A 12,345-nucleotide genomic window follows, 5' to 3' on the forward strand; every position below is an offset into this window, starting at 1 on the left:
GGTCCTCCTGCGCGTTTGTCTCTACGGCCACCACCGCCGCGGCGGGCACGCTCGGCGACGAACCACGCCGACCACATCCCGACGCGGGAGGACCAGCGATGACCGACAACACCGACGAGGGCGTTTTCCGCGTCGTGCGCAACGACGAGGAGCAGTACTCGATCTGGCCCGCCGACCGCGAGCTGCCATCGGGCTGGCACGCGGAGGGCACCGAAGGCCCCAAGCAGCACTGCCTGGACCACATCGGTCTGGTGTGGACGGACATGCGCCCGCGGAGCCTGCGCGAGCGGATGGCGCAAGTGGGCGAATCGGCCTGATGGGCGGCTATCCCAACGCGGGCGCCGGGGTGCTGTCCGCCGTCGGCGCCACCCCGCTGGTGGAACTCACCAAGCTGGTGCCCGGCGGCGGCTTCCGCGCTTTCGCCAAGCTGGAGGCGGGCAATCCCGGCGGCAGCATCAAGGACCGGTCGGCGCACGCCATGCTGACCGACGCCATCGAGACCGGCACGGTGATCCCCGGCCGGTCCACCGTGGTCGAGTCCAGTTCCGGCAACCTCGGCATCGGCCTGGCGCAGGCGTGCCGCTACTTCGACGTGCGGTTCATCTGCGTGGTCGACCCGCGCACCAACACGCAGAACATCGCGATCATGCGCGCCTACGGCGCCGACGTGCACACCGTCACCGACAAGGACCCGGCCACCGGCGAGTACCTGCCGACCCGGATCCGCCGGGTGCGGCAGCTGGTGGCGACCCTGCCCAACGCGTACTGGCCCAACCAGTACGCCAACCCGCGCAACGCGTGGGCGCACCGCACCACGATGCGCGAGATCGTCGACGCGCTCGACGGCAGGCTGGACTATCTGCTGTGCACCACCAGCTCGTGCGGCACGCTGCGCGGCTGCGCCGACTACGCCCGCGAGATCGGGCTGCCGACGCGGATCGTCGCGGTCGACGCCGAGTGCAGCGCGATCTTCCACCAGCCGGTGGGCAGGCGCCTGATCCCCGGCCACGGCGCGGCGATGCGCCCGGGCCTCTACACCGCCGGGCTGGCCGACGAGGTGGTCCACGTCAGCGACCTGGACTGTGTGGTGGGCTGCCGCAGGCTGGCCAACCGGGAGGCGATCCTGGCGGGCGGCTCGTCGGGGGCGGTGATCAGCGCGCTGCTGCGGCTGCGCGACCGCATCCCCGACGGCGCCACCTGCGCGGTGATCCTGGCCGACACCGGAACCCGATACCTGGACACGATCTACGACGACGCCTGGGTCGCGGCCCACTTCGGCGACGTCACCGAACTCTGGAAGGACGAGACGGTGGACAACGCCGTGGAGGTGGCCTTGTGCTGATCGTCGGCAACGACGCGGTCCGGCAGGTGCTCGACGGCCGCGAACTCGAGGTGCTCGCCGCGGTGCGGCGTGCCTACCAGCAGCACGCGCGCGGCGCCACGGCGCTGCCGCACTCGGTGTTCCTGCGGTTCCCGCAGGACACGCGCAACCGCATCATCGGACTGCCCGCGTTCCTCGGCGGCGACAACGCGGTGGCGGGCATGAAGTGGATCGCCTCGTTTCCCGGCAACGTGGCCGATGGCCTGGAGCGGGCGTCGGCGGCGATCATCCTCAACTCGATGGACAACGGGCACCCGGTGGCGCTCATCGAGGGCTCCACGATCTCCGCGCGCCGCACCGCGGCCAGTGCCGCGGTGGCCGCGGCGACCCTGCGACCGGCCACCCCCGACACCGGGGTGTCCCTCATCGGCTGCGGGGTGATCAACTTCGAGGTGCTAAGGTTCCTGCGGGTGGTGTACCCCACGATCACCGAGGTCACGCTGCACGACCTGGACCGTGACCGGGCCGCGGAGTTCGCCCGCCGCTGCGACCCGGACCTGGCGGTCACCATCGCCGATGGCCTGCCCGCCGCGCTGGCCGCGCACGGCCTGGTCAGCGTCGCCACGACCGCCGCGGTCCCCTACACCGACCTGGCCGAGTGCCGCCCCGGCACCCTGGTGCTGCACGTGTCGCTGCGCGACGTCACCATCGACGGTGTCCTGTCGTCGGTCAACGTCGTCGACGACCCCGACCACGTGTGCCGCGCGGCGACCTCACCGCACCTGGCCGAGCAGCACCTTGGCCACCGCGACTTCATCCACGCCGCCCTGGGCGACCTGCTGCTCACCGACACCGAACATCCCCGCGACCCGGTGAAGACGACCCTGTTCTCCCCGTTCGGCCTCGGCGTGCTGGACCTGGCGGTGGCCGACCTGGTGATGACCCACGCGCGGGCCGCGGGCCTGGGCGTCGAGCTGCCGGACTTCCTGCCGTCGGCGATCCCGGCGGCCGCCCGGTAAGCCCGCTACACAGAAATCGGGACAGGAGAACGACTCCTGTCCCGATTTCTTGTGTCCACTTAGTCCAGCTTCGTCTGTCCACTTAGTCCAGTGGGGTGCCGTCCCAGCGCCACTGCGCCTGCCGCGGCCGCTCACCCAGCGGTGCCCGACCGCACGCCCACAGCAGCGTCGCCCACCGGTCGGTGTCGGTCGGGGCGTTACGGAAGAGCCGCCGCAGCACCCGGTCACACAGCTCGGCGGGCGGCTCGACGGGGAAACCCAGGGTCTGGCCCAGGTCGTGCAGGTGCACGAGGGTCTCGACGATCCCCATGGCGGCGAAGCCTTCTGGGTCGGAGACACCGTAGACGTGGTAGGCGCGGACGTCCGGCGGCGTGGTACGCGTCATGGCCGTCAGCAGCGCCCCGCAGGTCTCCACGACCTGCAACAGGTCCTCGTTGCCCGCCTCGGGAGCGGCGAAGACGAGATTCAGCGGCCCGCCGGGGCGCTTGACGGTGAACGCGAACGGCACCGCCGCGGTCGCGGGCCGACGCCGCGGCCCGATCTGCGCGGCGTAGAAGAACAAGTCGTCGGCCAGGTGCTCCACGGTCTCCCGGCACGTCCACTCCAACGTGCCCGCGCCCGCGTCCCAGTCGGCGTCCGTCACCGCCCCCAGCGAATCGACGGCCAAGCGCACAGCGGAATCGACATCATCGGCGGTGACGGGGACACGGGACCGCACAGGCATGGACTCGACCTTATATGAGTCCCATTCGGACCGCCTTGGCCACCGCGTGCGCCCGGTTGCGCACGTGCAGGCGGGCCATCAGGTCGTAGATCACGTTCTTCACCGTGTGCTCCGAGCACGACAGCGTCGCGGCGATCGCGGCGTTGGCGTGGCCCTCGGCCATCAAGGTCAGCACCGCGGTCTGCCGCGGCGTCAGCGTCGAGGGGACCGCGGCCTTGGTGGGCGCCGGGCGTTCCTCAGGCCCGCCGAGCAGCCGCACCAGCACGTCATGCGGGATGCGCCCGTCGCCGTGGCGCGCGGAGTGCACGGCGGCGGACAACTGGTCGGGCGTCGACCCGGTCGACACCATCGCCCGCGCCCCCGACCGCACCGCGCGCAGCGCCCCGGACGGGCAGAACGAGTCCGCCACGACGACCTTGGGGTATTCGCCGGGCACGCAGCCCGCCAGCGCCTCGTCGACGGTCTCGGCGGCGGCGACCACCACCATGTCGGCGTCGGGGTCGAACTCGGCGGTGTCGATGCCCGCGCCCGCCAGCAGCGCCAACATGCCGTCACGCACCGTCGGGTCGGCCGCGGTCACATGGACCCTCAGCGCGGCGGTCACAGCAGACCCGCCCGCAGCGCGTAGGCCACCGCGTGGGCGCGGTTGCGCAACCGGAACCGGTGGGTGATGTCGTGCACCACGCCCGCCACGGTCCGCGTCGAGTAGGACAGCTCCTTGGCGATCTCCCCGGTCTCGTGGCCGTCGGCGACCAGCGCCAGCACCGCGCGCTCCCGGTCGCTCAGGCCCGGCCCGGTCCACTCGGCGCGGGTCGCCGACAGCGGGTCGGCGCTGTGCTCCAGGAGCCGGTCGAGCATGTCGGGCGGCACCGTGCAGTCACCGGCGGCCGCGGCCAACACCGTGCGCGCCAACCGGGCCGCGCTGGCCTCCCGCCTGCGCAGCAGCCCACGAGCGCCCACCGCGATCACGTGCAAAGCCTCCGCGGCCGCCAGGTCGGTGGCCACCAGCACCACCTCGGGTCGAGGCTCCCGGGCGCGGATCGACCGCACCAGGTCGAGCACGTCGTGGCCGACGCCGTCGACGATCACCACGGTGACCGCGGCGGGTTCACCCACCCGCGCCACCTCGACGTCCGGACAGCCATGCAGGGCACTGGTCACTCCCGCCTCCAACAGCGGATCCAGCGCGACGACATCGACTCGTACCGGCTCTCCCATCGGTCCTCCCCGTTCAGCAGCGGAACCTCTCGGCACGCAGCCTGCGCGCCGCGGACCCGCCCGCGCATCGGGTCCGGTCCCCCACATTTCCCCCGCGCCACGGCGAACCCGCCCACCTGCCCGTCCCCGCCGCATGCCCGACACCCTCGCCCCGCAGGTGGAGCACCTGCCCCTACCCGTGCGGGGCGCATACCCAAATGTGGGTGTGCCGCACTCATGACCCCCACGGGGTCGTTCTGGCAACGTCAGTGCCGTGAGCCCAGCCACCCCCGCAGCAGCGCTCCCGGACCCCACCTGGTGGGCCCCGGGACTGGCGACGCACGAACGGCTGCCCGCCCCGTCCGCCGCGACCGCGCCGCCGGAGACCGACCCGGCCTACGCCCTGCGGCTGGCCGACTTAGGGCTGCTCACCGACCACGCGCTGCGCGCCGAGTCCCCCGCGCGACTGGCCGCCAGGGTGCCCCGACCCCGCTGGGCCGACACCGTCGAGGCCGCCGTGCGCGCCGCCGAACCAGTCGACACCGACACCGACACCGCCGACGTCGACAGCCCGTGGCAGGCCGCGTTCGGCCGGATCCTGCGGCCCTTCGTCACCCTCGCCTGCGGCCACCTGCCCGCCGACACCGCCGACACCGTCCGCGCCGCGCTCGCCGCCACCCTCACCGACAAACTCGTCGCCCAGTCCGCGCGCGCCCTGGTCAGCGAACTGCACCGGCACCGCGCCGAAGGCACCCTCACCGGCGCCGACAGCCGCGCCCGCTTCCACCACTTCACCCGCCGCCTCACCGAACCCAAACACCTGGGCGAACTGCTCGCCGCCTACCCCGTGCTGGCCCGCGTCCTCGCCCAGACCGCGACCACCACCGCCGAGAGCGCCACCGAGCTGCTCACCCGCCTGGCCGCCGACCGCGCCGACCTGGTCGCCACCCTGCTCGACGGCACCGACCCCGGCCCACTCACCACCGTGGCCCTCGGCCAAGGCGACCCCCACGGCGGCGGCCGCACCGTGGCCTTCGTCGACTTCGCCGACGGCACCCGCCTGGTCTACAAACCCCGCGACTGCGCCACCCAGCAACGCCTCGCCGAATTCCTCACCGTGCTCGACACCGCCGCCCCCGGCCTGGCCCCCCGCGTGCCACGCGTGCTTACCCGCACCGGCTACGGCTGGTCGGAGTACGTCACGGCCCAGCCGCTGCCCGACGAGGACGCCGCCGACCGCTTCTACCGAAGACAAGGTGCCCTGCTGGCGCTGCTGCACGCGCTGCGCGCCATCGACGTCCACCACGAGAACGTCATCGCCCACGGCGAACACCCCGTGCTCGTCGACACCGAGACCGTCTTCCACCCCAACCTGTCGATCACCGGCACCGGCGACCCGGCCGCCGACGCGCTGGCCGCCTCCGTGCACCGCACCGCCCTGCTGCCGATCATCATCGTCGGTGAGGAAGGCGCCGCCGACCTGTCCGGCCTCGGCGGCGGATACGGCGGCCGAGCCCCCGCCAGCACCATCGACTGGCTCGACGCCGGCACCGACCGGATGCGCCTGACCCGCCGCGGCTACGACATCGCGGGCGCAGGCAACCGCCCCCGACTGCACGACGCCGACGTCGAACCCGGCGACCACGAGACCGCCATGCTCACCGGCTTCCGCCACGCCTACGACGCCATCGCCGCCCACCGCGCCGAGTTCACCGCACTCGCCGAGTCCTGCGCCGACCTGGAGATCCGCGTCGTCACCCGCCCCACCTGGGTCTACAGCACCCTGCTCGACGAGACCACCCACCCCGACGTCCTGCGCGACGCCCTCGACCGCGACCGCGCCCTGTCGGTGCTCTGCGCGGGCCGCGAACACCACCCCGTCCTCGCCCAGCTCACCACCCACGAACTGAACGACCTGTGGGCAGGCGACATCCCCCTGTTCCTCGGCACCGCGGGCGGCACCGAACTGCGCACCGCCACCGGCCACCGACTGCCCGTGCCCCTGCCCCGCAGCAGCGTCGACACCGCCCGCGCCACCATCGCCGACCTCAGCGAAGTCGACCGCCGCGACCAGGAATGGATCATCTCCGCCACCCTCGCCACCCGCGGCGGCACCCCCGCCCACCCCGCGGCCGACCCCGTCCCCGGCACCGCGTCCGCCGCCGCCCTGCACCCCGACGGCCTCCTCGCCGCCGCCTGCGCCGTCGCCGACCAACTCGTCGCCCGCGGCGTCCCGGCGGGCGACCGAGTCAACTGGCTCGGCCTGGAATCGGTCGACGACCAATGGCTGGTCCTGCCCCTGGGCGCGGCCCTGGGCACCGGCCACCTCGGCGTAGCCCTGTTCCTGGCCCAACTCACCGCCGCCACCGGCATCACCCGCTACGCCGACCTCGCCCGCCACGCCATCGCCGACCTCCCCGCCCTCGTCGAGGCCCTCACCGACCGCCCCGACCTGGTCACCGCCATCGGCTGCGGCGGCATGAACGGCCTGGGCGGCATCGCCTACGGCCTGGCCCGCCTCACGGCCCTGCTCGACGACCCCACCCTGCGCACCCCCGCCACCCAAGCCGCCACCCTCGCCGCCGCCGCGGCCGCCGACACCACCGACATCGGCTGGACCACCGGCCTCTCCGGCTGCCTGGCCGCCCTCACCGCCGTCGACGCCGAACTGGGCGTGCCCACCGGCCCCGCCACCCGCGCCTGCGCCGACCGCCTGGTCCTGCTGACCGCCATCGACAAGCCCACTCAGGCCGACCCCGCCGATCCACACCCCACCATCCAGTCCCCCACCGCCTCGGCGAACCTGCCGGGCACCTCAGCCGCCGCAGGCCACCTACCCGACACCTCGGCGAACCATCCCCACGCCCCAGTCGCGATAGGCGACGTACCCGGCCGCCCGACCAACCACCTGCCCGGCACAGTCGCCATAGCTGACGCTCCTGGCACCCCGGCCAACCACCTCCCCAGCACAGTCGCCATAGGCGACCTGCCCGGCATCCCGGCGAACCATCCCCTTGCCCCAGTGGCCATAGGCGACGCACCCGACCACCCGACCAACCACGTCCCCGACACAGCCGCCGCTGGCGACCTGCCCGGCATCCCGGCCAATCACCTCGAAGCGCTCGCCGCAGGCGTCCTACCTGTCGCCAAGACCAGCGTCCACACCACCGCGGTCACCGGCGATCTCCCCAGCACCACGAACCATCGCCTCCCAACCCCCATCGGCACCGACTCCGGCAACCCCACCGACGGCGACCACACCCAACCCACGACCCCCGCCTCCGATCACGCCCGCCCCGCGGTCACCGCCGACCCTGGGTCCTCACCCACCGATCCAGGTCCCGCGACCAACCAACATCCCGACGTCGACCCCTCGACCACCACCAGCACCACGCCCCCGTCCGCCGAGATCCCGACCAGCGATTCCCTCGCCGACCGCACCGGCCCCGCCGCGCTCAGCGCCGCCTGGGCGCTGCACCGCTTCGGCCCCGACGACCACCACCGCGCCGCGGGCACCCGCCTCGCCGCGCACGCCCTGGCCACCGATCCCGCCCCCGACCTGCCCGCAGGCTGGTGCCACGGCCTGGCGGGCAGGCTCCTGGCCCGCACCGCCCTGCCCGGCCCCATCCCCGACTCCGACATCAACGCCCTTGCCTCGGCGCCCGTGCGGCTGGACCTGTCGCTGTGCCACGGCGAACTCGGCATCACCGAGGTCCTCACCGCCGTCGCCGACAGTGCCGCCGTCGCCGACACCCCCCGCGGCGCCGCGGCCCGTGCCGTGCGCCGTCGCGGCGGGCTGGTGCTCGACGTCCTGCGCAAACACGGTCCGCGCTGCGGCGTGCCCGGCGGCGTGCCCACGCCCGGTCTGCTCACCGGCCTGGCCGGGATCGGCTACGCGATGCTGCGGCTGGCCGCCCCCACCCAGGTCCCGTCCGCTCTGCTGCTGCACCCCACACCCACATCACCGTGAAGAAGGAGACAAGTCAGTGTCCAACGACCAGTCAGGCCAGCACTCCGCCCATGGTGTCGACGAGCCGGTCGGCAAGCTCCGACTGTTCCCCTCAGTGGTCTTCGGCGTGCGCGCCGCCGCGCTGACCAGGGTCGCCCTCCCGATCGGGCTGATGGCCGCCAGCCTCGTCGGCGGCTCCCCCGTCGCCGGGGCCGAGGACGCCAACATCATGGGCACCACATGCTGCCCAACCATCACAGCGTGATCGGACCGGGGCAGGCCGAATCCATCGTTCGGTGGTAGGTCGGCCCCCATTCCGATCAGTAGCATCCGGCACCGTGCGACACCGTTCGACAGTCCTGGTGGGTCGCGACAACGAGATCAGGGCGGTGGAGCGCGCGCTCACGGCGGCCCGCGCGGGCCAGGGTGGGACGATCTTCCTCGTCGGCGAGAGCGGCATCGGCAAGTCACGGCTCACCGCGGCCGCCATCGAGTCGGCGTTCGCCGCCGGGATGGGGCTGATGCGCGGCCGGGCCAGCGCCATCGGCCCGATGGCCCCGTTCCGGCCGCTCACCGAGGCGATCCTGTTCCTGCTGCGCGCCGATCCCGTCGACCCGGCCGACCTCGGGCCCTACGGCCCGATCCTGGGCAGGCTCGTCCCCGGCTGGGGTGAGCCGCCCGCGGGTGGGGACTCCCTCGTCGTGCTCGCCGAGGCCGTGCTGCGGCTCACCGGGCACGTCGGCCGCGACCGCGGCTGCCTGATCACCCTGGACGACCTGCACGACGCCGACCCCGAGACCCTGGCCGTCCTCGAGTACCTGGTCGACAACGTCGACCTGCAACCCACGTTGCTGCTCGGCGCCATCCGCGACCAGGACAGCGCCGCGCTCACCATGGCCCGCGCCGCGGCCCAACGCGGCCGCTGCACGGTCATCGACCTCGACCGGCTCACCCGCGACGACCTGCGCAGGCTGACCGCGACCTGTCTGGACATCGACACCGCCCAGATCCCCGCCGCCGCGGTCGACCTGCTGCTCGCGGGCAGCGCGGGCATCCCGTTCATCGCCGAGGAACTCCTCACCACGATGATCGACGACGCGGTCCTGGTCAGCGACGGCGACACCTGGTCGGTCGCCCAGGACTCGCGCGCGGCCATGACCTCGGCGCTGTCGCGGCCGTTGGCCCGCCGCGTCGCCCAACTCGGCCCCCGCATCCAACGGCTGCTGTCCGTCGCCGCGGTCTTCGGCCCCCGGTTCCCCCTCGGCGTCGTCCAGCACGTCACCGCCATGAGCGACCGCGACCTGCTCAGCCTCCTGCAAGGCGACGGCGCCGCCCAACTCGTCGCCCCCGACGAACACACCGCCGACTGGTACACCTTCCACCACCAGCTCGGCCGCGAAGCCGTCCTCGCCCAACTCGACCCCGACGAACGCGCCACCCTCGCCGGATCCGTCGCCGACGCCGTGGAGACCGTCAACCCCGGCCTGCCCGGCGAATGGTGCGAGGTGACCGCCGCGCTGCGCCTCGACGCCGGCGACAACGACGCCGCGGGCAGGCTGTTCGCCGAGGTCGGACGCCGCGCCCTGGCCCTGGGCGCGGCCACCTCCGCGGTCGCCCTGCTCGACCGGGCCTGGACCCTGCTCACCCACTCCGACGCCGCCACCCGCGCCACCACCCTCGAACAACTCGTGCTGGCCCTGGCCGAAGCGGGCCTGATGGAACGCGCCTTGGCCTCCGTCGAGACCCTCGACCAGGTCGGCGGCCTCACCGCCCGCCGCCGCGCCGACCTGCACACCCGCCTGGCCTGGGCGGCCACCGTCGCGGGCAACACCGCCGACGGCCTGGTCCAGGTCGAGGCCGCCCGCGCCCTGCTCGGTGACGACTCATCAGCCGAGGACGTCGCCCCGATCGACGTCGTCGCCGCCCATCTGGCCCTCGACGTGCCCGGCCCCGACCAACTCGACACCGCCGAACGCCTGGCCCGCCAGGCCGCCACCGTCGCCGAGGCCGTGCCACTGCCCGAGGTCGCCTGCCAGGCCTGGCAGCTGCTCGGCGCCATCGCCCGCCACCGCGACCCCACCGAGGCCACCGCCTGCCTCGAACGCGCCCGGTCGCTGGCCGTGCGCCACAACCTGCCGATCTGGGAGATCCACGCCCTGATCCGCCTCGGCAACGACGACGCCCTGCGCCACGGCGGCCTGCACCGCCTGGAACGGGCCCGCGACCAGGCCTCCCGAGCGGGCGCGGTCACCGCCCGCTACCAGGCCGAGGCCAGCATCGCCCTGCACACCATCCTGCGCGGCGACCACGGCACCGCGGGCGCCGCCATCGACCGCGTCCTGGCCGCCACGACCAGGTTGAAACTGGTGGAGACCACCCAGTACGTGCTCCTGCTCGCCGCCGTACTCGCCGCCCACCGCGGCAACCGCCGCGACATGGACGCCGCCATCGCCGAGTTCCGCCAATGGCAGGGCGACCCCGCCCTGCACGCCCCCCGCGTCTACGGCCTGGCAGGCACCTTCTGCGCACTGCTGGAGGAAGACCGCCCCCGCGCCTTGGCCGACCTGACCCGGGCCGTGGCCAGCGAGGACACCGGCGGCAGCGTGTTCCCGCTATCCGGTCGCCACGGACTGCACCTGCTGCTGCGAGTCCTCGGCGGCGAAGCGGACTGGACGGACTTCCTGGAGGTGACGGCCAACCCCGCGTGCGCCCTGCGCTGGGACCGCCAGTTCACCCTCTTCGCCCAAGCGATACTCCTGGGCCGCGCGGGCAAACTCCCCGACGCCACCGCCGCGGCCGACGACGCCATCCGCGCGGGCGCCCCCTATGCGATGAGCCACCACCTCGGCCTACGCCTGGTCGCCGAACCCGCCATCGACGCAGGCTGGGGCGACCCGATCGGCTGGCTGCGCACCGCGGAGGACCACTTCCACCGCACCGAGGTCCCCGCCGTGGCAGGCGCATGCCGAGCCCTCCTGCGCCGCGCGGGTGCCCGCGTCTCCCAACGGCGTGAAGGGGCCGAGGACATCCCCGCGGAACTGCGTTCGGCCGGGGTCACCGTCCGCGAGTTCGAGATCCTGACCCTGCTGGTGGGCCGCCTGGGCAACCGCGAGATCGGCGACAGACTGCACCTGTCGCCAAGAACCGTGGAACGACACGTCTCCAGCCTGATCACCAAGACCGGCCTGCCCAACCGCATAGCCCTTGGTGAATTCGCCGCCGAGATCGCAGGCACCCCCGACTAGACAGGCAACCATGCGGTTGCCTATTCTGCTCGCGATGGACGCGGTGTTCCGAGCCTTGGCCGACCCCCACCGCAGGCGCCTGCTCGACAAACTCAACGAGCGCAACGGGCAAAGCCTGCGGGAACTGAGCGAGGGCTTGGCGATGACCAGGCAAGCCGTGAGCAAACACCTCGACGTGCTGTCCGCCGCGGGCCTGGTCACCGCCGTCAAGCACGGCCGCGAGAAATGGCACTACCTCAACCCCGTGCCCGTCCACGAGATCGCAGACCGGTGGATCGGACGCTACGAACGCGGCCGCATGACCGCGCTGTCGCACCTCAAGCATGCCCTGGAAGGACCTCCGATGAGCAAGCCGGAATTCGTCTACGTCACCTACATCCAGACCACCGCGGACAAGATCTATCGCGCGCTCACCGACCCGGAGTTCATCAAGATCTACATGGGCGGCACCGGGCCTGAGTCGGACTGGACGGTGGGCTCGCCGATCAAGTGGAAGTCCAACCCCGCGGGCGAATTCGAGGATCTGGACCAGAAAGTCCTCGAAGCGATCCCCGGCAAGCGACTGTCCTACACGTGGCACACCCTGCAGCCGATGCACCGCGACCTCTTCACAAGCGACGAGGAGTTCGCCGAGGCGCTCAAGGAGAAGTCCAGGGTCACCTTCGACATCGAGCCCGCGGCGATCCCGATGATGGGCATCAAGCTGACCATCACCCACGACGGCTTCGACAGCCCGGACAGCAAGATGCTCGAAGGAGTCCAGGACGGTTGGACGATGATCCTTTCCGCGCTGAAGACGTTGCTGGAAGGCGGAAAGCTCGTCGCCGACCAGGAGGACTGACCGGAGAACGACGAAGGCGCCCCCTTGGTACAGGGGGCGCCTTCGCGAA

10 protein-coding genes are annotated in these 12,345 nt (G+C 72.8%); 7 read left to right on the top strand and 3 right to left on the bottom strand.

From position 1 onward, the window contains the following. Positions 1 to 98 precede the first annotated feature (98 nt). Genes BN1701_RS10695 through sbnB form a run of 3 tightly spaced genes read left to right on the top strand, consistent with a single transcriptional unit; the run spans position 99 to position 2,340 of the window. Positions 99 to 317 (top strand): MbtH family NRPS accessory protein, encoded by a 219-nt coding sequence (locus tag BN1701_RS10695; RefSeq protein ID WP_054047902.1) that lies wholly within the window; start codon positions 99 to 101, stop codon positions 315 to 317. Beyond that, complete coding sequence (sbnA, locus tag BN1701_RS10700) at positions 317 to 1,342, top strand: 2,3-diaminopropionate biosynthesis protein SbnA (protein ID WP_054047903.1); 1,026 nt, start codon at positions 317 to 319, stop codon at positions 1,340 to 1,342. The genes BN1701_RS10695 and sbnA overlap by 1 nt, the downstream gene beginning before the upstream one ends. Then, positions 1,336 to 2,340, top strand: coding sequence for a 2,3-diaminopropionate biosynthesis protein SbnB (sbnB, locus tag BN1701_RS10705; RefSeq protein WP_054047905.1), 1,005 nt, complete (start codon positions 1,336 to 1,338; stop codon positions 2,338 to 2,340). Before sbnA ends, sbnB begins: the two co-directional genes overlap by 7 nt. 82 nt (positions 2,341 to 2,422) lie before the next feature. On the opposite strand, the gene BN1701_RS10710 is transcribed toward sbnB, so the two are convergent. Genes BN1701_RS10710 through BN1701_RS10720 form a run of 3 tightly spaced genes read right to left on the bottom strand, consistent with a single transcriptional unit; the run spans position 2,423 to position 4,282 of the window. Then, positions 2,423 to 3,064, bottom strand: a complete 642-nt coding sequence (locus BN1701_RS10710; RefSeq protein ID WP_054047907.1) for a maleylpyruvate isomerase N-terminal domain-containing protein — start codon at positions 3,062 to 3,064, stop codon at positions 2,423 to 2,425. A gap of 10 nt (positions 3,065 to 3,074) precedes the next feature. Further along, the gene (locus tag BN1701_RS10715) at positions 3,075 to 3,668 is read right to left on the bottom strand and encodes a response regulator transcription factor (RefSeq protein WP_231949560.1); all 594 of its coding nucleotides are present in this window, start codon (positions 3,666 to 3,668) and stop codon (positions 3,075 to 3,077) included. Further along, positions 3,665 to 4,282, bottom strand: coding sequence for a response regulator transcription factor (locus BN1701_RS10720; protein WP_054047909.1), 618 nt, complete (start codon positions 4,280 to 4,282; stop codon positions 3,665 to 3,667). Before BN1701_RS10720 ends, BN1701_RS10715 begins: the two co-directional genes overlap by 4 nt. Before the next feature lie 253 nt (positions 4,283 to 4,535). Here BN1701_RS10720 and BN1701_RS37825 point away from each other — a divergent pair, with 253 nt between their 5' ends. The 4 genes from BN1701_RS37825 to BN1701_RS10740 all read left to right on the top strand — a co-directional run bounded on the left by BN1701_RS37825 (position 4,536) and on the right by BN1701_RS10740 (position 12,296). Then, entirely contained in the window at positions 4,536 to 8,231 is a 3,696-nt protein-coding gene (locus tag BN1701_RS37825; protein WP_054047911.1) for a type 2 lanthipeptide synthetase LanM family protein, read from the top strand. 16 nt (positions 8,232 to 8,247) lie between these two features. Further along, positions 8,248 to 8,475, top strand: a complete 228-nt coding sequence (locus tag BN1701_RS10730) for a hypothetical protein (protein ID WP_054047913.1) — start codon at positions 8,248 to 8,250, stop codon at positions 8,473 to 8,475. Between the two features lie 73 nt (positions 8,476 to 8,548). Then, a complete protein-coding gene (locus BN1701_RS10735) occupies positions 8,549 to 11,455 on the top strand; it encodes a helix-turn-helix transcriptional regulator (RefSeq protein WP_054047915.1) in 2,907 nt (968 codons plus the stop codon). 10 nt (positions 11,456 to 11,465) lie between these two features. Further along, positions 11,466 to 12,296 (top strand): ArsR/SmtB family transcription factor, encoded by an 831-nt coding sequence (locus tag BN1701_RS10740; protein WP_369800515.1) that lies wholly within the window; start codon positions 11,466 to 11,468, stop codon positions 12,294 to 12,296. Positions 12,297 to 12,345: the final 49 nt, after the last annotated feature.

This window comes from Alloactinosynnema sp. L-07 (genome assembly GCF_900070365.1).
Lineage (GTDB): Bacteria > Actinomycetota > Actinomycetes > Mycobacteriales > Pseudonocardiaceae > Actinokineospora.